The following is a 23,052-nucleotide window of genomic DNA, read 5'->3' as shown; positions in this document are numbered from 1 at the left end:
CGGGCCGAGCCGCGCTATCGCGCTCGGTTCGCCGGCCCGACGCCGGTAGCTCGCTGCCCGTGGATCCGCATACCTCGACGATAACCGCCCTCGCGCCGGAGTCGAGTGGATTTCCGCGCCGTGAACCGGCTCCGCGCGCCGGCCGGCATGCCCTACCGTGACGGTCATGAGCGAGCAGCCACGCGGTGAGGTACCGGTCGGCCCGGGCGCCGACCTGCGTCCGGACATGGCCGATCGGCTGCGCTCCTACTGGGGCTTCTCCGCGCAGCGCGAACGCCAGGCGGCGATCGGGCGGGCCGCGCCGCGCAAGCGCCGGCACGTCGAGGTGCAGTGCGGCAAGTGCGGTTCCACCAAGGTGAGCACCGACATCGTCGGTGACTACGTGTGCGGCTCGTGCGCCGCGCGCTGGCGTCCGCCGACCGCCGCGGACGGTCCCACGTGCCCGGAGTGCGGCTCGGGCAAGGTGTCCTCGATGCCGTACGGGGACCGCAAGTGCCGGGACTGTGATCATCAGTGGCGGCCGAGCTGACCTGCGGTTCCACCGGGGAGCCCGGGTCCGGTCGGGCCGGGAAGCCCTTGTTTTCCAAGGCTGTTGCGGATACCCACGAGGTCGAACGATCAACGTGGGAGGCAGCGCCATGGCAGGACGTCTTCAGGACCACGTCGCGGTGATCACCGGCTCCGGGGCGGGCATCGGGCGCGGGATCGCCCGGCGGTTCGCGGCCGAGGGGTGCCGGATCCTGGTCAACGACATCAGGGCGGAGTCGGCGGATCGGGTCGCGGCCGAGATCACCGAGGCGTTCGGCGTCGAAACGCTCGCGGTGGTCGCCGATGTCACGGTCAAGGCGGACGCGGTCGGTCTGGTCGAGGCCGCGCTGGTCCGGTGGGGCCGACTGGACACGCTGGTGAACAACGCGTGGGGCGGTGGGCGGATCAACCGCCTGGAGAACAAGACCGACGAGATGTTCCGGCACGGTCTGGACATGGCCCTGTGGGCCGGGTGGTGGACGATGCGCGCGGCGTTCGAACCGATGCGGGACGCGGGTGGCGGCAGCGTGATCAACATCGCCAGCCTGAACGGGGTCAACGCGCACCGGTTCACCGCCGAGTACAACGTCGGCAAGGAGGCGCTGCGCGCGCTCACCCGCTCGGCCGCCCGCGAGTGGGCGCCGCATCAGATCCGGGCCAACGTCATCTGCCCGGGGGCGAAGACGGAGGCGTTCGCCGCCTTCGCGAAGGTGAACCCGGAGGCCGCCGCGACCGCCGAGGCGGCCAACCCGATGGGCCGGATGGGCGACCCGGAGACCGACATCGGCGGGGCCGCGCTGTTCCTGGCCAGTGACGATGCGCGCTACGTCACCGGCAACACGCTGTTCGTCGGCGGCGGGACGCACATCAACGGGTCGACCTGGGCGCCGACGCCGGAGGAGGATCGGCTCGGCTAGACCCTGTCCGGCGGATCCTGGTGGGTCGGCACCGGACGACGCGGCCCGATCCACCAGGATCCGCCGGACAGGGCCTGGCCGTCGATGTCCCGAATATCCGGTCATAATCGGGTGAAATGCCGTGACGCTCACCACTCTTGCGAGTAATCGTCAAACTGACGAGTAATCGTGTTATGCTGACGACATGGACACCGCGACCACGGCCTTGCTGACGGACCACTACGAGCTGACGATGCTCGAAGCCGCACTGCGCAGCGGTGCGGCGCACCGCCGTTCGGTGTTCGAGGTCTTCGCCCGCCGGCTGCCGGACGGCCGGCGCTACGGCGTGACCGCCGGCACCGGGCGGCTGCTCGACGGCATCGAGAACTTCCGCTTCGACGACGAGACGCTGCGCTTCCTCGAGGAGGCCGGCGTGGTCGGCCCGGCGACGCTGGACTGGCTGGCCGGCTACCGCTTCACCGGCAACATCTGGGGCTATGCCGAGGGCGAGTGCTGGTTCCCGGGGTCGCCGCTGATCGTGGTCGAGGGCAGCTTCGCCGAGGCGGTGGTGTTGGAGACGCTGATCCTGTCGGTCCTCAACCACGACGCCGCGGTGGCCGCCGCCGCCTCCCGGATGACGTCGGCCGCCGCCGGGCGGCCGTGCATCGAGATGGGCTCGCGCCGCACCCACGAGGAGGCCGCGGTGGCCGCCGCGCGCGCCGCGTACATCTGCGGGTTCGCGAGCACCTCGAACCTGCGCGCCGGGCAGCGGTACGGCATCCCGACCCGGGGCACCAGCGCGCACGCGTTCACGCTCCTGCACGACGACGAGCGCGAGGCGTTCGTGGCGCAGGTGGCCGCGCTCGGCGCGGACACCACGTTGCTCGTGGACACCTACGACGTGGCGAGCGCGGTACGCACGGCGGTGGAGGTGGCCGGGCACGAACTCGGGGCGGTCCGGCTCGACTCGGGCGACCTGCTGCTGCTCGCCCACCGGGTGCGCGCGCAACTCGACGAGCTCGGCGCGGTCAAGACCCGGATCGTGGTCACCAGCGACCTCGACGAGTACGCGATCGCCTCGCTGCGGGCGGCTCCCGTGGACGCCTACGGGGTCGGCACCCAGTTGGTCACCGGTTCGGGGCAGCCGACCGCGTCGCTGGTGTACAAGCTGGTCGCGCGGGCGATGAGCGACGCGCCGGACGCACCGCTGGTGCCGGTGGCCAAGAAGTCGCCGGGCAAGCCGAGCCACGGCGGCCGCAAGAGCGCCGTGCGGCGCTACGACGCGGACGGGGTGGCCGAGGCCGAGGTGCTGCGGCCGTTCCGGGCCGACGCGCAAGTCGTGCCGGGCGAGCGGGAATTGCTGGTCCCGCTGGTGGTGAACGGGGAGATCGTGGGCCGCGAGCCGCTCTCGGCGGCGCGGGACCGACACGCGCGTTCGCGTGAGGAACTGCCGCTTTCGGCTACGCAGCTCTCGCGCGGGGAACCGGTACTTCCGACCATCTACGAGTAGACGCGAGCGGTTCGTCGGACTCGACGGACCCGCCACGAGGAGGCAGGCGGCGATGACCCGGGCATTGATCGTGGTCGACGTACAGAACGACTTCTGCGAGGGAGGCAGCCTCGCGGTCGCGGGCGGGGCGGCGGTCGCCGAGGCGATCCGACACCACATCGCGGCCAACGCGGCCGAGCAGCCGCCGGACCCCGTGCACGCGGAGACGCCGGCGTACGCGCACATCGTGGCCACGCGGGACCACCACGTGGATCCCGGGGCGCACTTCTCGGCCACGCCGGACTACGAGGAGACCTGGCCGACGCACTGCGTGGCCGGTACCGAGGGCGCGCGCTTCCACCCGGCGTTCGCGTCGGCGGTCGAGTCGGGGCGGGTCGAGGAGATCTTCTCCAAGGGCGCACACGCGGCCGCGTACAGCGGGTTCGAGGGGGTGGCGGCCGACGGGACGTCGTTGGCGGAGTGGCTGCGGGAGCGCGGGGTCACCCAGGTGGACGTGGTGGGGATCGCCACGGACCACTGCGTGCGGGCGACCGCGTTGGACGCGGTGCGGGAGGGGTTTGCGACGCGGGTGTTGTTGGGGCTGACGGCGGGGGTGGCGGCGGGGACGACCTCCTCGGCGCTCGCCGAGCTTCGGGGGGCGGGGGCGGTTCTGGTGGGCGAGCCGGCGGTGCCCTGAGGCCGGGCGGGCCGTGGGCGGTTGGGTGGGCTTTTTTGGCCTCAAGCGCCGGCCGGGCTGAGTTGGCCTCAAGCGCCGGCCCGGGCTGAGTTGGCCTCAAGCGCCGGCCGGGCTGAGTTGGCCTCATGCGCCGGCCGGGCTGAGTTGGCCTCATGCGCCGGCCGGGCTGAGTTGGCCTCATGCGCCGGCCGGGCTGAGTTGGCCTCATGCGCCGGCCGGGCTGAGTTGGCCTCATGCGCCGGCCGGGCTGAGTTGGCCTCATGCGCCGGCCGGGCTGAGTTGGCCTCAAGCGCCGGCCGGGCTGGGTTGCCCTCAAGCGCCGGCCGGGCTGAGTTGGCCTCAAGCGCCGGCCCGGCTGGGTTGCCCTCAAGCGCCGGGCAGGCTGGGTTGCCCTCATGCGCCGGGCAGGCTGAGTTGCCCTCATGCGCCGGGCGGGCTGGGTGGCCTCAAGCGCCGGCCGGGCTGAGTTGCCCTCATGCGCCCGGTGGGCTGTTGGGGTGGCTTGGCCGGGACTTGAGGGTGGCGTGGGTGTTGGTTGTGCCGCGATGTGCGGTGGGTGTGCCGTGTTCTGGTGGTGGGGCGTTTGGTTGGTGGCTGTGGGGTGTGGTGGTTGTTGAGGGTGGGCGGGGGTCAGGGGGTGGGGCCGACTGTTACTCGGGCGGCGGTGCCGGTGCGGGTGGGGCCTTCTGTGGTGATTGTGGTGCCGGTGTGGGGGACTTTCACGCCGGTGTTGGGGGACGTGGCGGACCAATACACCGCGCTGTCGGTGAAGGTGGGGACGCCTGGGCGGGAGGGGAAGGTGCCCAGGTTGCCCAGGGTGATCGCCGAGGTGTGTTCCGTGGTGGAGGTCAGTGCGGCGTCGGCGGTCTGGAAGCGGGCGGGGAGCGGTTTTCCGGTCCGGTCCAGGAGGGGAGCCGGGTGGATGTCGACGGGCAGGATCAGGCCCTCGCCGGGGTGGCGGGAGACGTCGTTGTCGGTGAAGGAGGTGTCCCACAGCCAGATCAGGACGCCCTCGCCGTACGGGAAGTGGGCGGCCACGCGTTTGTTGCCGGTGAGTTGGTAGGGGCCGGTAACGAGGGTGGTGTCCGCGCCGACGTATTGCCGGTTCTCCACGATGTACCAACGTTTGGCGTTGCTTCCGGGGCGTGGTGGCAGCGGGACGAGCAGTGCCTGTGGGTCGCCCGTGGACTGGTTCGGCGCGAGTTGGGCCACGGTCTTGCGGGTGGGGTCCACGATGCGTACGTCCAACCAGCCCAGTTGCAGCTTGTCCCACGCGGACAACGAGCCCGGCAGTGAGCCCGCGCCGTCCTCGTCGCCGAGGTAGCCGCCGAGCGCCATCAGCGACCAGAAGCCCGGCGGGCCGTCGGTCGAGTTGCCTCGGTCGTACAGGTCCGGCAGGCCCAGGTTGTGACCGAATTCGTGGGCGATCATGCCCAGTCCGCCGTTCTCCGACTGGATCGTGTAGTCCCCGGCCCAGATCCCGGAGTCGCCGATCGGTGTGCCGCCCGCGCGGTTCGTCGCCGGTCCGGTGCGACCGACCCGGTCGGCGTACGCGTACCAGCGGTGCGACCACACCGCGCCCCGGCCCTGTTCGCCGCCGCCCTGGGCCTTGTCCACGCCGGCGTGCACGATCTCCAGGTTGTCGAGGTAGCCGTCCGGCTCGTCGAAGTCGCCGTCGCCGTCGAAGTCGTCCCGGTCCCAGCGGTCGAACGACGCGAGCTCGTCGCGGACCTGTGCGGCGGTCAGCCCCCCCGGCGATCCGCCCGTCGTACCAGACCTTCATCGCGTCCCGGACCAGAGCCCACACGTCCTGGCACACGTTGCGGCCACACCCGTCGTTGCCGTAGCGCGCCTCGTTGTAGGGCACCCGGACCCACTCGGTGACCTCGCCGTCGAGCGAGTAGCGGCCCGCGGACTGCGCGCGGTAGTACGAGGCCAGCGAGGGCGAGTCGGTGCCCGGGCCGAAGAACAGGCCCCGGAAGTGGTCGCGTTCGTAGCTCGATCGCCACAGCGTCGTGGTGTCCTCGGCCCGGTTCGGCGCCGGGATGGTGCCGTGTCGAGGACCCGGCCGGGAGCTGTAGCGATGCCCGTTCGGCGCGTCGAGGCGATCGCCGAACTCGACCAGGACCACGAACACCCGCGCCTCGGCGGGCGGCCGGGTCTCCGCGGCGCCCGCCTCGCCCGCCGGCACCGTGCGCGCCGTCAGCGCCGGGTCCTCGGTCATCGCCCGTACCGCCGCGTCGCGTCGTTGTCTGCGCCGCTCGGTGAAGGGGTGCGCCAGGTCGTCGTCGCGTTCGACGAAGGTTCCGGAGCCGGTGCGCTCGCCCGGGACGTCCGCGATCCGGCCCGGCGCGGCCGGGGCGGCGGCCGGCACGAGCAGCGCGCACAACGCGGTGACGACGGGGGTGACGTGCCTGCGGTTCACGTGGACTCTCCGGGTCGGGCGGTCCTGGGGCTGTCTTCAATCGCGGGATCGGTGCTCCGACCGTCGCGGGAGGGTGCCCGGAGCCGGGACCGATAAATCCCGATCGCAATCGACTGGTTACATTGCGCGTCGTGAGCAGTAGCGTGAGAGCGGGGGGCGTGCACAAAGGGGTGCAGGGGAGGTGGTGCGTCGTGGCAAGAGGAGATTTCTTCCGACTCGGCTACGGCGTATTCGTCACGATCGTCTTGACGGTCTCACTATTGGCGGCCTGGGAGCCGCGCACCGTGGCGGGTGCTGCCGTCGCCATGGGCATCGGGGTCGCGCTGGGCACGACGACGGCAGTGCTCGGCATTCGCGCTCGGCATCACCAGCCTCGGGTCACGACCCGCGGATGACGGTGGTCTTGGCCGCCTTGTCGTGCAGACACTGATGCCACGGCTGATCCCAGAACTGCCACAACACGTTGACCAGCCAGAAGATCGTGCCCAGGCAGGGCACGATCGGGGGCAGCGTGAACACGCCGGCGCGGGTCCATGCGGGCGATCCCGCGATGGGCCCGCCGTCGGCCACCCGCACCACCCGGATGCGCAGCACCCGTTTGCCGAGCGTGCGACCGTAGCGGTCGAGCTGGAAGCCCTCGTAGAGGAAGTACAGCAGCGAGAAGATCAGCCCCGAGGTGAACTGCGTGCCGAAGCTCATGTCGTCGTAGTCGTAGTCGGTGAGCGGCCACGAGAGCAGGCCCGCGAGCACGCCGACGATGATGCTGTCGATGATCCGCGCGAGCAGCCGCCGCCACGGACCGGCGAGCTCCGGCCCGGCCCCGTACCCGCCCGTGCCGCCACCCGTGCCGTAGGACGGGTCCTGGCCGTACGGGCCGCCCTGACCGTACGGATACTGTCCGGTCGGGTCCTGGCCGTACGGCGGTTGCCCGGAGGGATTCTCGCCGTACGGAGGTTGCCGCCGTCCGGACGGGTCCGATCCGGGAGGCGGCTGCTGTCCGTGGGGCGGCTGACCGGGCGGTGGTTGCTGCCCGTAGGGGTTTCGACCCGAGGGGTCGTCTCCGAACGGGTCGGGTGGCGGAGGCGGTGCACTACCTGTCATAAAGCTGAGTAAACCGGACAAAAGCCGACGCTACCGTGACGTGTTCGACCAATCCGGTCGTGTCGCGTCTGTACGGGTGACGGGGTGGTGACGCGGTGATCGGGTGACCGGCCGGCGGGCCGGCCGCGCCCGGCCCGGTCGGTCAGTCGCGCGCGACGAACGTGCGCGCCGCCTTGTCGTGCAGCCCCTGCCGCCACGGCCGATCGAAGAGACCCCACAGCGCGCCGAGCACGCCGACCACGAACACGCCCGGTACGTACAGGACCAGCCAGCGTCGCACCGACTGCCACAGCGAGGGGGTGTCGTGGCTGTCCAGGTCCGCGACACGCAGGCCGAACAGGGTCTTGCCGAGCGAGCGACCCCACTTCCAGGTGGGCAGCGCCTCGTACAGCAGCGCGGCCACGAGCACGGCGCCGAGCACCATCGCGATCGCGGTCCCGGTGGTGCCGTCGATCAGCCAGACCGTGGTGTCGCGGCCCTCGTAGCGGGCCCGGTCGATCTTGTCCCGGATGTGCTCGACCGCGTCCGGGACGATCGGGATGCCGACCGCGACGCCGGCCGCGAGCGGCACCAGCGCGTCGGCGATCCGGGCCAGCAGCCGTCGGCCCAGGTTCGCCGGGCGCCGTTCGTTGCTGCCGAAGATGTCGGCCTGGACCGGTCGCCACGGCCCCGGCTCCTCGGCCGCGCGCTGTGGCGGCACCCCGCCCGCCGGCGGCGTCGAGCCGCGCGCCGGGCCGGTGGGGGCGGTCGGGCCGGTCGGGCCGGACCACGACGTGCCCGCGTCGGACGAGCCGGCGGCACCGGGGCCGGGTGAACCGGCCGGCGGCGCGTACGTGCCGGTCGAGGACATGTCGTACGGAGCGCCGATGCGCGCGGACAACACCTCGCCCTGGATCACCCGGCCGCCCTGCTCGATCGCCTCGGGGCCGCCGGACTCTGTGGCCGGGTCCGGTTGTTCGGCGGCGGGCCGGCCGGGTTCCTCGGCCGGCCGGCTGCTGTCCGGCACCCAGGCACCGCCGTCCCAGTAGCGGATGTGGCCGGTGATCTCCGGATCCGGGTACCAACCCGGTGCGGGTGCAGAGGACATGGGCGGGATTTTGCCGTACCGGAGGGGTGACGTGTACGCCCCGGGTCACATCCGGGCCCGAACACCACCGTCGAGCCGGTTCGCCCGGGCCCTGGGCTGATGGCAGCATGGGACCCATGAGTGTCGCTCCCATCGAGGTCGAGAAGCAGAAGCCCGAAGAGGACGTCCGGGCGGAGACCCCGTGGGTGTGCATCGTCTGGAACGACCCGATCAATTTGATGTCGTACGTGACCTACGTCTTCCAGTCCTACTTCGGCTATCCGAAGAAGAAGGCGGAGAAGCTCATGCACGACGTGCACAACAAGGGTCGGGCCGTGGTCTCGTCGGGGACGCGCGAGGAGATGGAGCGCGACACCACCGCGATGCACGGATTCGGCCTGTGGGCCACCATCCAGCACGACAAGTGACACCCGCTCGGTTCGCTCGGCCCGGCCGGCCCCTCCGGTTTCCGCCCCATATTCCCCGGGAGTTGCACAGCCTGTGAACGGCCTCTTCATGCGCGGACGCTCGGGACGACCCGAGATCGTCCTGGAGGACATGCACGTGCGAGTGCTGGCCGATCTGTGCGGTCAACTGGTCGAGATGGTCTCGCCCGACGACGAGGCGAGCGACCCGCTGGCCGCCGAGCTGGGCCTGACCGGGCTCGGCTCGACCGACACGCCGGTCACCCCGGACGACCCCGCGCTCGCCCGCCTGCTGCCGGACGCCTACGCCGAGGACGCCGAGGCGGCGGCCGAGTTCCGCCGCTACACCGAGACCGACCTGCGGCTGCGCAAGCGCGACAACGCGCGGATCGTGCTGGCCGACCTGGCCGAGTTGGTCGACCTCACCGAACCGCCGGGCGCCGAGGAACTGCGCGCGCAGGGCGGCGAACACCGCGTGGTGCTCGACGAGCAGGGCATCCAGGCCTGGCTCGGCACCCTCAACGACCTGCGCCTGGTGATCGGTACCCGGCTCGAAGTCACCGAGGACATGGAGGAATTCGAGGCCAAACTGGCCGACGACGATCCGCGACGCTGGCTGTTCGCGGTCTTCCACTGGCTGGGCGGGTTGCAGGACTCGCTGCTCGGGGCGCTGTAGCGCCGTACCGCGGGCCGTGGCCGCGTGCCGCCGACCGCGGGAGTACATCCGGCGAAAGGGACACGCCGGACCGTTCGGCATTCGGGTTTCCGCTCGTTTTCGTTGGTAATACGGCCTCCGTACCAACGAACGGGAGCGATCATGACGGACATCAAGGCCGAGTCGAGCGCGCAGGCGGTCGAACCGGGTGTCGACGCCGAGGGGTACGAACGGGGGCTGAACGGCCGTCAGATCCAGATGATCGCGATCGGCGGCGCGATCGGCACCGGGCTCTTCCTGGGCGCGGGCGGCGCGATCGAGAAGGCCGGGCCGTCGTTGATCGCGGCCTACGCGGTGGCCGGCGTACTGATCTTCTTCGTCATGCGCGCGCTGGGCGAGCTGCTGATGTACCGGCCGGTGGCGGGCAGTTTCGCCGAGTACGCGAGGGAGTTCTTCGGGCCGTTCGCGGGGTTCGTGACCGGGTGGACATATTGGATCATGTGGGTTGTCACCGGGATGGCCGAGATCACCGCGGCGGGCGTCTACGTGCAGTACTGGTGGTCCTGGATCCCGCAGTGGGTGACCGCGCTGGTGGTCCTGCTGGCGCTGTTCGCCGCCAACCTGATCTCGGTCAAGCTGTTCGGCGAGTTCGAGTTCTGGTTCTCGATGATCAAGGTGACCGCGATCGTCGGGATGATCCTGGTCGGCATCGGGGTGCTGATCCTCGGCTTCGGCGAGGCCGGTGACCAGGCGTCCGTCTCGCACCTGTGGTCGGACGGCGGGTTCGCGCCCAACGGCGTCGGCGAGACGTTGATGGTGCTCCAGATCGTGATGTTCGCGTTCCTGGGCGTCGAGCTGATCGGTGTCACCGCGGGGGAGGCGCAGGACCCGGAGAAGGTGCTGCCGCGCGCGATCAACACCATCCCGTTCCGGATCGGGCTGTTCTACATCGGCGCCCTGGTGATCATCCTCTCGCTCGCGCCGTGGACCGACTTCCACGCCAAGGAGAGCCCGTTCGTGGTCGTCTTCGACCGGGTGGGCATCCCGGCCGCGGCGGCGATCATCAACTTCGTGGTGCTCACCGCCGCGCTGTCCTCGTGCAACTCGGGCCTGTACTCGACCGGCCGGATGTTGCGCACGCTCGCCGTCGAAGGGCAGGCGCCGCCGCAGGTGAGCACGCTCAGCTCGCATCGGGTGCCGGCCATGGCGATCACCGTGTCGGCGATCGTGATGGGCGTCGGCGTGCTGATCAACGCGCTGGTGCCGGAGAAGGCGTTCATGTACATCACCTCGGTGGCCACCGTGGGCGCGCTGTGGACCTGGGGCATGATCGTCGCGTGCCAGATGCGCTACCGGCGCGCGGTGAACCGGGGACGGCTGGCGGGACACGGCTTCCGGATGCCGGGCGCGCCGTACACGGGCTGGGCGGTGTTGGCCTTCCTGCTGATGGTGGTGGTCCTGCTCGGGTTCTCGGCGGACACCAGGATCGCGCTGTACGTGGTGCCGATCTGGGTGGCGTTCCTGGTGGCGGCGTACGCCTCGGCGCGGCGCGGGAAGCCGGTCAGGGTCTGAGCGGCGGACGGGCCGGCCCGGTGCGTGGAGTGGCGGGGCGGGGCGGGGGTGAGGTGTCGCGCGGGTCCCGGGGGCGCTCAGTACGCTCGGGGCATGCTCACCATCACCGCAGCCCTGCGCGATCGGATCGTCGCCCACGCCCGTGCCGACCACCCCGACGAGGCGTGCGGCGTCGTCGCGGGCCCCGAGGGCACCGACCGCCCCGAGCGGTTCATCCCGATGCTCAACGCCGCGCGGTCGCCCACGTTCTACGAGTTCGACTCGGCCGACCTGTTCAAGCTCTACCGCGAGATGGACGACCGGGACGAGGAGCCCGTGATCGTCTACCACTCGCACACCGCGACCGAGGCGTACCCCTCGCGCACGGACGTGTCGTACGCGTCCGAGCCCAACGCGCACTACGTGCTCGTGTCGACGAGGGAGGAGGAGACGTACGAGTTCCGGTCGTACCGGATCGTCGACGGTGTGATCACCGAGGAGGAGGTCGACGTGGTGGAGGCCTATTGACCCGGCCGACGGCTGTTCGCGGGTTGTTCGGTGACTGTTCGAAGCCCAAGGGACGGGTGATTTCGGGACGAATACCCGATTCGTCGGATATTCTCGCCGGGCTGCGTCTCACCTGTCGGTATGGCATGTTCCGGCATGCGAGATCACATCGGAGCCTCTCGATGGAATGGCTAGCATGACCATATGCGTTATGCGGGCGTGAATATGACGGAAGCGGTAGCGGGCGGTGCCCCGGGCGCGCTTCTCGTCGCACGCCTGCACGTCGATCTGTGCCGACTCTCCAGCGCCCTCTGTCGCGCTGCGCGCGTGAGCTGATCCGCTTCCGGATCGGCCCACCAGGCACCCCAGGCAGCAGGCACGTCCCGCAGCACCGGCGCACGCGAACGATCCCCGCCCCACGGTCTCCACCGTCCCCGCTGGAGCGTCAAGGGTGCGGCCCGCGTCCGGACTGCGTTCTCTCCGTACGCGTCACCACCAGAGGAGCGCATCCATGGCCATCGAGGTCCGCATCCCGACCATCCTTCGCACCTACACCGACGGCGCCAAGGCCGTACCCGGCTCGGGTGCCACCCTCGCCGACCTGCTGGTCGACCTGGAGGCCCGGCACCCGGGCGTTCGGGGACGACTGGTGGAGGAGAACGGCGAGTTGCGCCGCTTCGTCAACGTCTACCTCAACGACGAGGACGTGCGCTTCACCGGCGGCCTCGGCACCACGTTGGACGACGGCGACACGGTCACCATTCTTCCGGCGGTCGCCGGCGGCGCGATCTGATGCGTTACGAATCGTTGCTCGATTCGGTCGGCCGCACCCCGCTGGTCGGCCTGCCGACGCTGTCGCCGTCGCCGACCGTGCGGGTGTGGGCCAAGCTGGAGGACCGCAACCCGACCGGTTCGATCAAGGACCGTCCGGCCCTGCACATGATCGAGGCGGCCGAGCGCGACGGGCTGCTCACCCCCGGTTGCACGATCCTGGAGCCGACCTCGGGCAACACCGGCATCGCGTTGGCGATGGCGGCCAAGCTCAAGGGCTATCGGATCGTCTGCGTGATGCCGGAGAACACCTCCGAGGAGCGCCGCGAACTGCTGCGCATGTGGGGCGCGCGGATCATCGGGTCGCCCGCGGCGGGTGGCTCCAACACGGCGGTCCGGGTGGCCAAGGAGCTCGCGGCCGAGAATCCCGACTGGGTGATGTTGTACCAGTACGGCAACCCGGCCAATCCGGACGCGCACTACGCCACGACCGGCCCCGAACTGCTCGAGGACCTGCCCACGATCACCCACTTCGTGGCCGGTCTGGGCACCACCGGCACGCTGATGGGGGTCGGCCGCTACCTGCGCGAGAAGGTCCCGGGAGTGAGCATCGTGGCGGCCGAACCGCGCTACGACGACGTCGTGTACGGCCTGCGCAACCTCGACGAGGGCTTCGTGCCGGAGCTGTACGACGCCGACGTGCTGACCACGCGCTACTCGGTGGGCTCCGCCGACGCGGTCCGACGTACTCGTGAGCTGCTGGAGAAGGAAGGCATCTTCGCGGGCATCTCGACCGGCGCGGTGCTGCACGCGGCCCTCGGGATGGCGCGCAAGGCGGTCAAGGCGGGGGAGTCGGCCGACATCGCCTTCGTGATCGCGGACGCGGGTTGGAAGTATCTGTCCACCGGCATCTACACGGCCGAGAGCACGGAGGCCGCGGTGGAGGGACTTCAGGGTCAGCTCTGGGCTTGAGTTGCGTGGTGCGAGGCTCCGGCTGAGCCTTGTGCCGGGTCTGCTTCGTGCCGGGTCTGCTTCGATCGCCCCCGGGCCGCCTTCGGGCGCCGGGGGCGTTCGGTTTTTTTGGGGTGGGCTGTGGGTGGGCCGGCGGTGGCGTGCTCGGGCGGGCTTGGCTGCGGGGCACCGTGCACGTGCGGCTGCCGCTCGCGGAGGTGGTCGAGGCGCATCGGGTGGTGGACGCGATAGAGGGGATCGCTTCGGGTCGTGCGGGGGACGGCTGCTCGCGGCCGATGGGGCATCCGGGAGGGCGAACCCGGGTTCAGGGGGGACGGGCCAGGACGCGCCGGTGGGCGGGTTGTGCCGGACGGTTTGCGTGCCGTCGGTGCCGATGGTGAGGCCGAACCGGTCGAGGCCGGGGCGGTTCGCCGAATCCCACCAGTCCCGGGCGGCGGCCACCTCGTCCCACAGCCGGCGGGGGCCGAACTGCCGGACGGGGAAGCTCGCGAGTCGTACGCCGTCGTAGTCGACGGAGGCCCAGGATCTCCCCGTCTCGTCGGCCACCCAGAAGCGGGTGTGCACACCGTCGGCGGCGGGGCTCGGCTCCCAGAGATGCCACGCGCCGGGTACGGCGACGCCGATCGTGAAGTCGGCGTCGCCGGTCACCTCCCAGGGCGACACCGTGGTGGTGCCGAGGTCGGGCACGTGCTCGGGGCGTACGAGGTCGTCGAGGTCGTCGATGCGGCCGGCGCGGTGGGCGCGCATCCGCATGAAGGCACCGCCGGGGACGAACTCGCCTGTCGCGGATCCGTCGTGACGTGTCGTCAGCAGCAGTGAACCGTCCGCCGTCCAGGACGTCGCCCACGGCGTGAGGATCCGGCCGCCGGGGCGGGTCAGGGCGAGCCAGGACATCGGGACGCGTTCGACCGCGCATGTGCAGAGCACCCGGTCGTAGGGCTCGGCGGTCGGCAGGTCCGCCGCGCCGTCGGCGGTCACCACGTCCGGGGCCGTCGGCCCGAGGTCTGCCAGGCGCTGCCGGGCCCTCGTGGCGAGCGTGGCATCGACCTCGACGGTGACCACCCGATCGGGCCCGACCCGACGTGCGAGCAGCGCGGCGTTCCAGCCCGACCCGGTGCCCACCTCCAGGACGCGGTCCCCGTCGTGGACGTCGAGGTCGAGCAACATCCGTGCCACCACACTCGGTTGCGACGCGGCGGAGGACGGCCAATCGGGTCCGTTCGTCGGATCGGCGGCGGCGCCGTCGTTGACCTGCACGATCACCGACACGTCCTGATACGCGAGATCGAACCATTCACCCGGGGCCACCCTCCGGTCGACCCGAACCGGTCCACGCTCCCCACGCCGCCGCACCCACACCACATCCGGCAAAAATCGGTGCCGAGGCACGGCCAGAAAGGCCTCCCGCCAAGGCCCCAGGGGTCCGACGACTTCTTCGACGCGTCGCACCAACTCCGCATTGGCCCGGGCCGACTCCCACTCCCCGACTTCCGAATCCACGTGTGTGTCCTCGCTCTCGCCTCGCTCCCGCTCACTTCTGCGGCGGCGGATCCGGCGGAATCTCCGGCGGAATCGGCCGATCCTTCTGCGAGTCGTCCCCACTCTTGTCCCGATGCCGCGCGGTGCGAATCGCCACCCTGGTGTCCCATCCTTCTCGGAAAGCCGTCTCACTCGACCACATGCCGCCACCGACACTCCGGCGAACACCGGCACGGCGGCTCCCCCGATTCCCCGACCCGACTGAACCCCACAAACGTCTCCCGAGGCACCAGCACCTCACCCCCACGTGGCCCGACCCAATACACGGCCAGAGTGATGCTGCTGCCGGGCGGCTCGGGAAACGGGTCATCGTCCGAGCCGGAGCGCATGGTCGGCGGATCTGGCATGCTGCTGCCCCTCACTCGTCCGGCCTCGGGACGACCCGACCCATCGAGGACCTTCGCGTGGATCTCGCCGAAGAAATCGGCGAGAGGATCATGATTCGACGCTAGAGCAGCAAGGGTCGAGTGTCCTGCTCCGCTTCTTGGTATTTCTTTCGGGGGCGCCCATCTTTTCCGATGTCGCTCAGTTTCGGGGGAGCCCGGCGAGAGCGCCGGCGATGAGGCGGTGAGCCTGATGTCCGTATACGGCCGAGTCGTTCAACCAATCCCAAGCTTTTACGTAGAGTGCGATGTCATCCGCATCATCGAGCCACATCTCCGCGTTGATCGTCTCGACAATGACCAGACGATCGTCGTAGATCCAGAATCCGTGAGCGGGTGTGCGCCTCATCGGGGCGTTGATCGGGATGATCCCGATGGAGACTGTGTCCAACCTCGACAGGTCCATGAGTCGGTCGAGTTGAGCGGCCATCACGTCAGGTGGGCAGAGGAGCATGCGTAGGACACCCTCCGAAACGATGAAACGGAAGCTGCGACCAGGCTCGTACAGCGTGTGTTGTCGGCGCATACGGGCACGGACTGCCGCCTCTGTGTCCAGTGGTGATTGCTGGAACTCCGCATTCAGAATGAACATGCGTCGTGCGTATTCGGCAGTCTGGAACAGCCCTGGCATACGGGCCACCTCGAAGCCTCGGACGACCTTGGATTTTCGGTTCTCGGAGACCCCGATTTCCTGGCGGGTGCCGTGTCCGCCGGCGAGTTGCCGTCGCCAACTGCGGTAGTGCGTCTCCAAACCACGCAGTCGGGATGTGAGCTCGCCTGCGGCGGCCGGATTACCCACTGCTTCGGCCCATGCTCGGAGATCGTCGATGCTCGGCGTTTGTCGGCCGTTTTCCAGCTTGGAGATCTTGGACGGAGGCCAGCCGAGCCGGCGCGCGAGTTCACGTCCACTGCCTACACTCTCGACGCGCAACTCGCGAAGGCGCGCGCCGAGGGCGCTTCGGGCACGTTGGTAGTCGGTACTCACTCCCGCGTGGACGGCCTCGTATGAAAATCCGCGTAAGGGACGGCGAAGTGCCAGGCTACGTCGCGGATTTGGCAGCCTTTCAGAACTGCTGCCGGGTCTTCGGACAAGTGCATACCGAGAGACCGATCGCCATCGAATCGGAAGCGGCCGATGACGCGGGAGTCGAACAGCCAGAAATCTTCCATGGGCAGCTCGGCCCGCTCGGCATCCCTGCGTGTGAGGTATCGAATGTTCTCACCGGCTTCGATGTTATCCGGAGCGTTGTTCAGCAGAAACCGCTGGTAGTCAGTCGCCGGTTCGTCGACCAAGCGCACACGTTCGACTCGCTTTCGCTGCCGGACGAGTTCTCGGATCACATCCAGCCACTCGCTCGTGGGCGCTCGACCGTGGTCCGCGTCGCCGGCGAGGAATGCCCGGAGACGCGGGCTCTCTGCTGCGACGCCGTAGGCTCGTCTGGTCTCCAGGCGCCAAGCCGTGTGCTCGAACCCATCGCGGAAGAACTTCGTGATGGCCGCACCACTGATCGACTCCGGCAACGTCATTCCTTCGGTGCGAAGCGGGCGAGGAGTTCCCGGGGCACCACGACGAACGTCTCACCGTCCTTGACGTCTCGAAGTTGGGCGAGTGCCTCCGGGTCGGTGAGCCGATCCCCTTGGACGACAAAGTCGCCTCTGTCCGTCTCGTACAAGGTCGGGCAGTCTCCGTGATCGGATGTGGTGCCGACGAAGCGCAGACGCATGTCGCTCCCCATTCGTGGGTGGGCTACGGCTCGTTGATGGTGCCGAGACGATGCTTCGACAGTAGACGTGACCGGGGCAGGTGTTCCGGTGTGTTTCTCAAGATTTCTTCCGGAGTGATACAGACTTTTGGTCGTGTCGGGCCACCGCGGCGGATGGTCGGGGCTTCTTGAAGGGCTTGGTGGGCGGTTGAGGGACGGCGGCGGCTGCGCATCCGATGACTCGTACGTTTCCTGGAGCCGTGCAGCTCGGACCCTAACCGGCGCGACCCTCAATCAGCCGGTCGCGTTGCGGTGAAATCTGTGTAGGGGATCGCGAAGTGCCAGGCGCGGTTGCGGATTTGGCAGGCGGTGAGGACTTCTTGTGGATCGTCGGTCAGTTCCATGCCGAGTGAGTGGTCGCCGTCGTAGTGGAACTCGCCGATGAGCCGGGAGTCGAACAGCCAGAAGTCGCGCGCGGGTAGACCCATTGCCTCGGCCCGGGTGCGCGTGAGGTAGCGGATGTCTTCGCCTGCGGCCACGGTGTCCTTCGTGCCCCAGAGCAGGAACCGCTGGTAGTCGGTGGGTGGTTCGTCGATGAGACGTGCTCGCTCGACGCGCAGCCTTCGGCCGGTCAGCTGCTTGATGGTGCCCAGCCACGCCTCGCGTCCTGCGATGCCCGGATCTTTTCCTCGGAGGAAGGCCCGGTATCGGGCGCTTTCGTAGTCGACCTCGTAATGCCTCCGGGCTTCGAGGCGCCATGCCGTGTGCTCGAATCCGTTTCGGAAGAACTCGGTGATGTCCGGGGCGGCGACGAGTTCGCGCATGGCACTCCTGGGGTGCGAGGCGGGGGCGAGGCGCTTGGGGATCGGTCAGGTGGGGAGGCCGGATTGGGCGGCGAGGGTGGTCAGGGCTTGGTGTAGGGCCTGGCGGGCGGCGGGGGTCAGGTGGGCGGTGAGGGTCTCGTCGAGGGTGTGGGCGGCGGCGGTGCACTCGGCGAGGAGGGTGTGGCCGTGGTCGGTGAGGGTCAGGACTTGGCGGCGGCGGTCGGCCGGGTCGCGTTCGCGGCGGATCGCACCGAGCTCTTCGAGTTGATCGGCGAGGCCGACCACCAGGCTGGGCGCGACTCCCATCGTGCGGGCGATCTCCTGTTGTGAGTCGGCGGCACCGGCCGCCAGGACCGCCATCAGGCCGACCTGTTTGGGTTTGAGGCCGTACGCCTGGACCTGCTCGGTGAAGCGCTCGGTGACGATCGCGCCGATGGTGCCCAGGCGGAAGGTGACCGTGCTCGCCAGCGGACCCTGACCCTTGACATCTTTCATGGTCTGCATAATAACCTGTGAGAATCATTCAGAGCTCGAATCATTTAAGGAGTGAAGACATGCGGCGTGCGGTGCTGCTTCTCAATGCGGTGATGGCGCTGGGCTCGGCGGGCTCGGCGGTGCTCGGCATGGTCGACCCGGGGATCCTGTCGGTGCCCGGGACCGAGGTGAGCGACGGAATGGACATGTACGCGCAGGCGTACGGCGTTCGCGCCATCCCGCTCGCCGCCGGCCTGCTCTACCTGCTCGCCCGGCGCGCCGACCGGGGCCTGACGCCGATCCTGATCGTGGCCGGCGTCGCACAGTTGGGCGACGCGGTGATCGGGATCGAACAGGGCATCACCGGCATGGCGATCGGCGGCACCCTGGGCGCGACCGTGCACCTCGCCTCCGCGTGGTGGCTCTCCCGTCCACCCGCCCGCACATTCGCCTCCGGCGCGATCAACGCCGGCTGAGCCGCTCGCGCGCGGCGGGACAACGGACCGTCGCGCGGCCACCGGTTCGTCATGGCGTCGCGACAACTCGCCCACCGGCCCGCCCCGTTGCCGGACGGCGACGCCGAACCGACGAGGCGGCCGTCCGCCCGCACCCTCGCCCGCCCCGCCCGCGACGCCTACTCGGCCCACCCCCCGGCGCGTCAGCGCCCACGACTTGATCGTCGACCAGTGATCGACGAGCTTGCGAGGAGAGCGGCGGAGCCGCTGGTTCGCGCGTAGCGCGTCTCATCCGTGCCCACGACTTGATCGTCGACCGGTGATCGACGAGCCTGCGAGGAGAGCGGCGGAGCCGCCGGTTCGCGCGTAGCGCGTTTGATCAGGCGGCCGGAGGCCGCGCGGCGAAGCCGCCCCGCGCGCAGCGCGGTTATATATGACGTCGGTCACCCCCATGCCCGTTGTGCACCGGGACGTACCCCTCCCCTGCGTACTCTCAGGGGGTGGCATTCGCATCCAACGACGCGCCGATCGGGATCTTCGACTCGAGCTTTGGTGGCTTGACCGTGGCCAGGGCCGTGCTCGACCAGCTTCCGAACGAGTCGATCCGCTATCTCGGCGACACCGCGCGGCAGCCCTACGGGCCCAGGCCGATCGCGGAGGTTCGCCGGTATGCGCTGGAATGCCTGGACCGGCTCGTGGACGAGGGGGTGAAACTCCTGGTCATAGCCTGCAACAGCGCGTCCGCCGCGATGTTGCGGGACGCGCGCGAGCGGTACGCGGTGCCGGTGGTCGAGGTGATCAAGCCGGCCACCCGCCGCGCCGCGGCGGCCACTCGCAACGGGCGGGTCGGGGTGATCTCGACCCAGGCCACGAAGACCTCGATGGCCTACGAGGACGCGTTCGCCGCCGCACCGCACATCAACCTCACCACCCAGGCGTGCCCGCGCTTCGTCGAGTTCGTCGAGCGCGGGGTGACCAACGGCGACGAACTGCTCAAGGTCGCCCGGGGCTACCTCGACCCGGTCGTGTCCGAGGGTGTGGACACCCTCATCCTCGGCTGTACGCACTACCCGCTGCTCACCGGTGTCATCTCCTACGTCGTGGGGGAGCAGGTCACGCTGATCTCCAGCGCGGAGGAGACCGCGAAGGACGTCTACCGCGCACTCGCGGCCGGCGGGCTGATGCGTGACACCGGACGGGCCGCGCCCGAGCACCAATTCCTCACCACGGGCGATCCCGCCCAGTTCCGCGACGTGGGTCGCCGGTTCCTCGGCCCCGAACTCGCGCACGTCGACGCGCTCGGAGCCCTCACGTGAAACTCACCGTCGTCGGCTGTTCCGGCAGCTTCCCCGGACCGGACAGCCCCTGCTCGTGCTACCTCCTGGAAGCCGACGGGGTCCGCATCCTGATCGACCTCGGCAACGGCGCGCTCGGCGCGCTGCAACGGCACACCACGCTCGGCTCGATCGACGCGGTGCTGCTCAGCCACCTGCACGCGGACCACTGCCTCGACCTCGCCTGCTACTTCGTGGCCCGCAAGTACTGCCCGTCCGGCGAGCTGCCCCGGCTGTCGGTGTACGGACCGGCCGACACGCACGAGCGGATCGCGCGCGCGTACGACGTCGAGGGCGCCATCGACAACGGGCGGATGGGCGACGTGTTCGACTTCCGCACGGTGGTCACCGGCACCTTCGAGGTCGGCCCGTTCCGGATCACCGCCGACCGCATGCCGCATCCCGTGGAGTCGTACGCCTACCGGATCGAGGCCGGCGGCCGGTCACTGGTCTACTCCGGCGACACCGGGGTCAGCGACGACCTGGTCCGGATCTCGCGCGGCGCCGACCTGCTGCTGTGCGAGGCGTCGTTCGAGTACGGCCGGGAGAATCTGCCGCATGTGCACCTGAACGGCCGCCAGGCCGGCGAGCACGCCGAACGGGCGGGCGTGGGAAGGCTGTTGCTCACCCACATCCCGCCTTGGACGAGCCGCGGGCGCAATCTCGAGGACGCCCGCAAGACCTTCTCCGGCGCCGTCGAGCTGGCCCTGCCGGACGCCTCGCACACGGTCTGAGCCCGCCCGGGTGTCCGGTCCGAACGGGTGCGTGCCACCGCTTAGGCTGGGTCCATGTCACGAGTAGACGGCCGTACCCCCGACCAGCTTCGCCCGGTCACGTTCCAGCGCAAGTGGCTCGACCACGCCGAGGGCTCGGTCCTCGTCGAGTTCGGCCGTACCCGTGTCCTGGTCGCCGCGAGCGTCACCGAAGGCGTGCCGCGCTGGCGCAAGGGCAGCGGGGAGGGCTGGGTCACCGCCGAGTACTCGATGTTGCCGCGCGCCACCCACACGCGCGGTGATCGCGAGTCGGTCAAGGGCCGGATCGGCGGGCGTACGCACGAGATCTCGCGGCTGATCGGTCGTTCGCTGCGCGCGGTGATCGACACCAAGGCGCTCGGCGAGACCACGATCCACCTCGACTGCGACGTGCTCCAGGCGGACGGCGGCACCCGGACCGCGGCGATCACCGGCGCGTACGTCGCGCTGGCCGACGCGGTGACCTGGGCGCGCGAGCACAAGCTCACCCGCAAGGGCGCCAACCCGCTGGTCGGTTCGGTGGCGGCGGTCAGTGTCGGGATCATCGACGGCGTGCCGATGCTCGACCTTCCCTACGAGGAGGACGTCCGAGCCGACACCGACATGAACATCGTGTGCACCGGTGACGGGCGCTTCGTCGAGGTGCAGGGCACCGCGGAGAAGGAGCCCTTCGATCGCGCGTTGCTGAACAACCTGCTCGACCTCGGTGCGCGGGGCTGCGAGGAGCTGACGGTGCTTCAGCAACTCGCGCTGGAGTCCTGAGCCGAACCCGTACGGCAACCGCCCGGGCGTGACCGCGAAGTCGCTTTCCCGGGCATACCACCGCAAATGGTGGTCACGTGCCGGTTGCGAGTGTCACGTACGCGCAACCGGCACGCACCGGGTGTGCCACGGTCGGCCCGGCGTGGGCCCGGTCACCAGTACGGTCATGGCATCTGGTCATCCCGATCAGCACCCGCCACGACCGGGCCGATCAGCCCGTCCCTGACGAGGAGCTCCATGTTCCGCGCCACGTTCCGTCCCCGCCGGGTCCTGCGCACCACGATCGCGGCCACCGCCATGGCGGGCGCGCTGTTCGCCACCGTCGCGTGCGAGCAGGCACAGCAGACCATCTCGTGTGCCGAACTGGCCATGAACCTCACCAACGACATCTCCAACCTGAGCAATGTGCTCAACGATCCGGCCGCTGCCCGCAAGTCGCTCGACAACCTGCAGAAGACCTTGGACGACAAGACCAAGGACTTGGACTCGGGCGACGCCAAGAACGCCGCGAACAGCCTCGGTGACGTGATCACCCAGCTCAGCACCAAGGCCGCCAACGGTGACAGCCTGGGCCCGAGCGACGTGCAGCCGCTGATCAACGGCGCGAAGAACCTGACCACGATCTGCGTCAAGTAACCGGTCCGCGAGGGCGGCCCGGATTCGATCCGCGGCCGCCGCGAGTCGAGGGCGTGTCTTCAGTCCCCCGTCGGGCTCCACGACGCCCGGCACCGCATCCGCCAATCGGGCTCCTCGCTGCGCTCGCCGCCCCGGAGAACCACCCGAATAGAACCACTATGCGGGCGCTTCTCCGGCACGCCGATGCACGGCATCCGCCCTTCGGGCTCCTCGCTTCGCTCACGCCGCGGAGCCCGACGGGGACTGAAGACACGCTCTAGGCTTGCCGTATGAGCCGTCTCGTACTCGCCACCCGCAACGCCAACAAGGTCGTCGAACTCCAGCAGATCCTCAAGGATGTCGGGCTCGACGTCGAACTCGTCGGCATGGACGCCTACCCGGACGTCCCCGACGTGCCCGAGACCGGCCTCACCTTCGCGGCCAACGCCCTGCTCAAGGCCCACGCCATCGCGCGGGCCACGGGGCTCCCGGCGATCGCCGACGACTCGGGCCTGTGCGTGGCCGCGCTCAACGGCATGCCCGGTATCTTCTCCGCGCGTTGGGCCGGCACGCACGGCGACGACGCGGCCAACCTGCGGTTGCTGCTCGCGCAACTGTCCGACATCGCGGACGAACACCGCGCCGCGTGGTTCGCCTGCGCGGCGGCGCTCGCGCTGCCGGACGGCACCGAGCGGGTGGTCGAGGGCCGGTTCGAGGGCACCTTGACCCGCGAGCCGCGCGGCACCGGCGGTTTCGGCTACGACCCGATCCTCCTGGTCGCCGACGACACTCGCACCGCCGCCGAGCTGACCGCCGCCGAGAAGAACGCGATCAGCCACCGGGGCAAGGCGTTTCGTGCCCTGGCGCCGATCGTCTCCGAACTGATCGGCTGACCACCGGGCGGGAGCGGGCCGACGGATCGCGCCGATCCGACCTCTGCTCCGACTCCGGCTCCGGCTTCGCGATCGGGCGGCCTGTCCCGTCGCCGTCTCGTCCCCGGTCTCGGCGACCACTTCGATGTTCGGCCCGCCACGCCGGAATGCGCCGTGCCCACGCCGCGCCGTCGAGGCAATCCGCGCGTGGACCGTGTCGGTGCGTGGCCCGGTGCCCCCATCGCCGTCGCTCTGC

26 protein-coding genes and 2 pseudogenes are annotated in these 23,052 nt (G+C 69.9%); 18 read left to right on the top strand and 10 right to left on the bottom strand.

Annotated features, from left to right (window positions below):
- Nucleotides 1–166: 166 nt before the first annotated feature.
- The 4 genes from OG948_RS13875 to OG948_RS13860 all read left to right on the top strand — a co-directional run bounded on the left by OG948_RS13875 (nucleotide 167) and on the right by OG948_RS13860 (nucleotide 3,610).
- On the top strand, nucleotides 167–529 hold the full coding sequence (locus OG948_RS13875; protein ID WP_395863353.1) for a hypothetical protein: 363 nt from the start codon (nucleotides 167–169) through the stop codon (nucleotides 527–529).
- Between the two features lie 109 nt (nucleotides 530–638).
- The gene (locus tag OG948_RS13870) at nucleotides 639–1,445 is read left to right on the top strand and encodes an SDR family NAD(P)-dependent oxidoreductase (protein WP_406296629.1); all 807 of its coding nucleotides are present in this window, start codon (nucleotides 639–641) and stop codon (nucleotides 1,443–1,445) included.
- Between the two features lie 184 nt (nucleotides 1,446–1,629).
- On the top strand, nucleotides 1,630–2,934 hold the full coding sequence (locus OG948_RS13865) for a nicotinate phosphoribosyltransferase (protein ID WP_406296627.1): 1,305 nt from the start codon (nucleotides 1,630–1,632) through the stop codon (nucleotides 2,932–2,934).
- Nucleotides 2,935–2,986: 52 nt separating this feature from the next.
- On the top strand, nucleotides 2,987–3,610 hold the full coding sequence (locus tag OG948_RS13860; protein ID WP_406296625.1) for an isochorismatase family protein: 624 nt from the start codon (nucleotides 2,987–2,989) through the stop codon (nucleotides 3,608–3,610).
- A 630-nt stretch (nucleotides 3,611–4,240) separates the two neighbouring features.
- Here OG948_RS13860 and OG948_RS13855 read toward each other — a convergent pair.
- Both OG948_RS13855 and OG948_RS13850 read right to left on the bottom strand, forming a co-directional pair.
- Nucleotides 4,241–5,356 (bottom strand): immune inhibitor A domain-containing protein, encoded by a 1,116-nt coding sequence (locus tag OG948_RS13855; protein ID WP_406300251.1) that lies wholly within the window; start codon nucleotides 5,354–5,356, stop codon nucleotides 4,241–4,243.
- Between the two features lie 37 nt (nucleotides 5,357–5,393).
- Nucleotides 5,394–5,834 (bottom strand): annotated as a pseudogene (locus OG948_RS13850) (immune inhibitor A domain-containing protein); the annotation flags it as partial.
- A gap of 392 nt (nucleotides 5,835–6,226) precedes the next feature.
- On the opposite strand from OG948_RS13850, the gene OG948_RS13845 reads away from it, so the two are divergent.
- The gene (locus OG948_RS13845; RefSeq protein ID WP_395863343.1) at nucleotides 6,227–6,430 is read left to right on the top strand and encodes a hypothetical protein; all 204 of its coding nucleotides are present in this window, start codon (nucleotides 6,227–6,229) and stop codon (nucleotides 6,428–6,430) included.
- On the opposite strand, the gene OG948_RS13840 is transcribed toward OG948_RS13845, so the two are convergent.
- A complete protein-coding gene (locus OG948_RS13840; RefSeq protein WP_406296623.1) occupies nucleotides 6,414–7,136 on the bottom strand; it encodes an RDD family protein in 723 nt (240 codons plus the stop codon). The genes OG948_RS13845 and OG948_RS13840 overlap by 17 nt on opposite strands.
- Nucleotides 7,137–7,278: 142 nt before the next feature.
- Complete coding sequence (locus tag OG948_RS13835; protein ID WP_406296621.1) at nucleotides 7,279–8,223, bottom strand: RDD family protein; 945 nt, start codon at nucleotides 8,221–8,223, stop codon at nucleotides 7,279–7,281.
- Between the two features lie 116 nt (nucleotides 8,224–8,339).
- Between OG948_RS13835 and clpS the strand changes: the two genes are divergently transcribed.
- The 7 genes from clpS to OG948_RS13800 all read left to right on the top strand — a co-directional run bounded on the left by clpS (nucleotide 8,340) and on the right by OG948_RS13800 (nucleotide 13,083).
- Nucleotides 8,340–8,630: an ATP-dependent Clp protease adapter ClpS gene (clpS, locus tag OG948_RS13830; RefSeq protein ID WP_391588984.1), complete on the top strand. Its 291-nt coding sequence runs from the start codon at nucleotides 8,340–8,342 to the stop codon at nucleotides 8,628–8,630.
- 73 nt (nucleotides 8,631–8,703) lie between these two features.
- Nucleotides 8,704–9,303, top strand: a complete 600-nt coding sequence (locus tag OG948_RS13825) for a DUF2017 domain-containing protein (RefSeq protein ID WP_402234127.1) — start codon at nucleotides 8,704–8,706, stop codon at nucleotides 9,301–9,303.
- A gap of 141 nt (nucleotides 9,304–9,444) precedes the next feature.
- Nucleotides 9,445–10,854 carry an amino acid permease gene (locus OG948_RS13820; RefSeq protein WP_406296618.1) on the top strand — a complete coding sequence of 470 codons (1,410 nt, stop codon included), beginning with the start codon at nucleotides 9,445–9,447 and terminating at the stop codon, nucleotides 10,852–10,854.
- A 93-nt stretch (nucleotides 10,855–10,947) separates the two neighbouring features.
- Entirely contained in the window at nucleotides 10,948–11,361 is a 414-nt protein-coding gene (locus OG948_RS13815; RefSeq protein WP_406296616.1) for a Mov34/MPN/PAD-1 family protein, read from the top strand.
- 204 nt (nucleotides 11,362–11,565) lie between these two features.
- Nucleotides 11,566–11,676: a putative leader peptide gene (locus tag OG948_RS13810; RefSeq protein WP_395863480.1), complete on the top strand. Its 111-nt coding sequence runs from the start codon at nucleotides 11,566–11,568 to the stop codon at nucleotides 11,674–11,676.
- A gap of 175 nt (nucleotides 11,677–11,851) precedes the next feature.
- Nucleotides 11,852–12,133 carry a MoaD/ThiS family protein gene (locus tag OG948_RS13805; RefSeq protein ID WP_406296614.1) on the top strand — a complete coding sequence of 94 codons (282 nt, stop codon included), beginning with the start codon at nucleotides 11,852–11,854 and terminating at the stop codon, nucleotides 12,131–12,133.
- Nucleotides 12,133–13,083: a PLP-dependent cysteine synthase family protein gene (locus OG948_RS13800; protein WP_406296612.1), complete on the top strand. Its 951-nt coding sequence runs from the start codon at nucleotides 12,133–12,135 to the stop codon at nucleotides 13,081–13,083. Before OG948_RS13805 ends, OG948_RS13800 begins: the two co-directional genes overlap by 1 nt.
- Before the next feature lie 852 nt (nucleotides 13,084–13,935).
- Here OG948_RS13800 and OG948_RS13795 read toward each other — a convergent pair.
- From OG948_RS13795 to OG948_RS13770, 6 genes and pseudogenes are all read right to left on the bottom strand, one after another.
- Nucleotides 13,936–14,340 (bottom strand): annotated as a pseudogene (locus OG948_RS13795) (protein-L-isoaspartate O-methyltransferase family protein); the annotation flags it as partial.
- A gap of 807 nt (nucleotides 14,341–15,147) precedes the next feature.
- Nucleotides 15,148–15,990, bottom strand: a complete 843-nt coding sequence (locus OG948_RS13790) for a helix-turn-helix domain-containing protein (RefSeq protein WP_406296610.1) — start codon at nucleotides 15,988–15,990, stop codon at nucleotides 15,148–15,150.
- Nucleotides 15,987–16,526 (bottom strand): DUF6879 family protein, encoded by a 540-nt coding sequence (locus tag OG948_RS13785; RefSeq protein ID WP_406296608.1) that lies wholly within the window; start codon nucleotides 16,524–16,526, stop codon nucleotides 15,987–15,989. Before OG948_RS13785 ends, OG948_RS13790 begins: the two co-directional genes overlap by 4 nt.
- A gap of 2 nt (nucleotides 16,527–16,528) precedes the next feature.
- On the bottom strand, nucleotides 16,529–16,729 hold the full coding sequence (locus OG948_RS13780; RefSeq protein WP_406296606.1) for a hypothetical protein: 201 nt from the start codon (nucleotides 16,727–16,729) through the stop codon (nucleotides 16,529–16,531).
- A 269-nt stretch (nucleotides 16,730–16,998) separates the two neighbouring features.
- Nucleotides 16,999–17,532, bottom strand: a complete 534-nt coding sequence (locus OG948_RS13775; protein ID WP_406296604.1) for a DUF6879 family protein — start codon at nucleotides 17,530–17,532, stop codon at nucleotides 16,999–17,001.
- 45 nt (nucleotides 17,533–17,577) lie between these two features.
- The gene (locus OG948_RS13770) at nucleotides 17,578–18,027 is read right to left on the bottom strand and encodes a MarR family winged helix-turn-helix transcriptional regulator (protein ID WP_406296602.1); all 450 of its coding nucleotides are present in this window, start codon (nucleotides 18,025–18,027) and stop codon (nucleotides 17,578–17,580) included.
- A gap of 59 nt (nucleotides 18,028–18,086) precedes the next feature.
- Here OG948_RS13770 and OG948_RS13765 point away from each other — a divergent pair, with 59 nt between their 5' ends.
- The 6 genes from OG948_RS13765 (at nucleotide 18,087) to OG948_RS13740 (ending at nucleotide 22,817) form a co-directional block, all read left to right on the top strand.
- Nucleotides 18,087–18,482, top strand: coding sequence for a hypothetical protein (locus OG948_RS13765; RefSeq protein WP_406296600.1), 396 nt, complete (start codon nucleotides 18,087–18,089; stop codon nucleotides 18,480–18,482).
- 479 nt (nucleotides 18,483–18,961) lie between these two features.
- Nucleotides 18,962–19,777, top strand: coding sequence for a glutamate racemase (gene murI, locus OG948_RS13760; RefSeq protein WP_406296598.1), 816 nt, complete (start codon nucleotides 18,962–18,964; stop codon nucleotides 19,775–19,777).
- Complete coding sequence (locus OG948_RS13755; RefSeq protein ID WP_406296596.1) at nucleotides 19,774–20,529, top strand: MBL fold metallo-hydrolase; 756 nt, start codon at nucleotides 19,774–19,776, stop codon at nucleotides 20,527–20,529. The genes murI and OG948_RS13755 overlap by 4 nt, the downstream gene beginning before the upstream one ends.
- 54 nt (nucleotides 20,530–20,583) lie before the next feature.
- Entirely contained in the window at nucleotides 20,584–21,309 is a 726-nt protein-coding gene (gene rph / locus OG948_RS13750; RefSeq protein ID WP_395863318.1) for a ribonuclease PH, read from the top strand.
- 237 nt (nucleotides 21,310–21,546) lie between these two features.
- On the top strand, nucleotides 21,547–21,945 hold the full coding sequence (locus OG948_RS13745; protein WP_406296593.1) for a hypothetical protein: 399 nt from the start codon (nucleotides 21,547–21,549) through the stop codon (nucleotides 21,943–21,945).
- 269 nt (nucleotides 21,946–22,214) lie between these two features.
- The gene (locus OG948_RS13740; RefSeq protein ID WP_406296591.1) at nucleotides 22,215–22,817 is read left to right on the top strand and encodes an XTP/dITP diphosphatase; all 603 of its coding nucleotides are present in this window, start codon (nucleotides 22,215–22,217) and stop codon (nucleotides 22,815–22,817) included.
- Nucleotides 22,818–23,052 lie beyond the last annotated feature (235 nt).

Origin of the sequence: Embleya sp. NBC_00888, from assembly GCF_045207655.1 — a bacterium.
GTDB lineage: Bacteria > Actinomycetota > Actinomycetes > Streptomycetales > Streptomycetaceae > Embleya.
This window is presented reverse-complemented; position numbering and strand designations above follow the sequence as displayed.

What these genes read in the sequence shown, in the direction of transcription:
- OG948_RS13875 (WP_395863353.1), top strand. Translation starts at nt 167, where the DNA reads ATGAGCGAGCAGCCACGCGGTGAGGTACCGGTCGGCCCGGGCGCCGAC.
- OG948_RS13800 (WP_406296612.1), top strand. Translation starts at nt 12,133, where the DNA reads ATGCGTTACGAATCGTTGCTCGATTCGGTCGGCCGCACCCCGCTGGTC.
- OG948_RS13775 (WP_406296604.1), bottom strand. Translation starts at nt 17,532, where the DNA reads ATGCGCGAACTCGTCGCCGCCCCGGACATCACCGAGTTCTTCCGAAAC.
- OG948_RS13780 (WP_406296606.1), bottom strand. Translation starts at nt 16,729, where the DNA reads ATGCGTCTGCGCTTCGTCGGCACCACATCCGATCACGGAGACTGCCCG.
- OG948_RS13860 (WP_406296625.1), top strand. Translation starts at nt 2,987, where the DNA reads ATGACCCGGGCATTGATCGTGGTCGACGTACAGAACGACTTCTGCGAG.
- rph (WP_395863318.1), top strand. Translation starts at nt 20,584, where the DNA reads ATGTCACGAGTAGACGGCCGTACCCCCGACCAGCTTCGCCCGGTCACG.
- OG948_RS13870 (WP_406296629.1), top strand. Translation starts at nt 639, where the DNA reads ATGGCAGGACGTCTTCAGGACCACGTCGCGGTGATCACCGGCTCCGGG.
- OG948_RS13810 (WP_395863480.1), top strand. Translation starts at nt 11,566, where the DNA reads ATGACGGAAGCGGTAGCGGGCGGTGCCCCGGGCGCGCTTCTCGTCGCA.
- OG948_RS13840 (WP_406296623.1), bottom strand. Translation starts at nt 7,136, where the DNA reads ATGACAGGTAGTGCACCGCCTCCGCCACCCGACCCGTTCGGAGACGAC.
- OG948_RS13815 (WP_406296616.1), top strand. Translation starts at nt 10,948, where the DNA reads ATGCTCACCATCACCGCAGCCCTGCGCGATCGGATCGTCGCCCACGCC.
- OG948_RS13805 (WP_406296614.1), top strand. Translation starts at nt 11,852, where the DNA reads ATGGCCATCGAGGTCCGCATCCCGACCATCCTTCGCACCTACACCGAC.
- OG948_RS13865 (WP_406296627.1), top strand. Translation starts at nt 1,630, where the DNA reads ATGGACACCGCGACCACGGCCTTGCTGACGGACCACTACGAGCTGACG.
- OG948_RS13820 (WP_406296618.1), top strand. Translation starts at nt 9,445, where the DNA reads ATGACGGACATCAAGGCCGAGTCGAGCGCGCAGGCGGTCGAACCGGGT.
- OG948_RS13835 (WP_406296621.1), bottom strand. Translation starts at nt 8,223, where the DNA reads ATGTCCTCTGCACCCGCACCGGGTTGGTACCCGGATCCGGAGATCACC.
- OG948_RS13770 (WP_406296602.1), bottom strand. Translation starts at nt 18,027, where the DNA reads ATGAAAGATGTCAAGGGTCAGGGTCCGCTGGCGAGCACGGTCACCTTC.
- OG948_RS13745 (WP_406296593.1), top strand. Translation starts at nt 21,547, where the DNA reads ATGTTCCGCGCCACGTTCCGTCCCCGCCGGGTCCTGCGCACCACGATC.
- OG948_RS13740 (WP_406296591.1), top strand. Translation starts at nt 22,215, where the DNA reads ATGAGCCGTCTCGTACTCGCCACCCGCAACGCCAACAAGGTCGTCGAA.
- OG948_RS13765 (WP_406296600.1), top strand. Translation starts at nt 18,087, where the DNA reads ATGCGGCGTGCGGTGCTGCTTCTCAATGCGGTGATGGCGCTGGGCTCG.
- clpS (WP_391588984.1), top strand. Translation starts at nt 8,340, where the DNA reads ATGAGTGTCGCTCCCATCGAGGTCGAGAAGCAGAAGCCCGAAGAGGAC.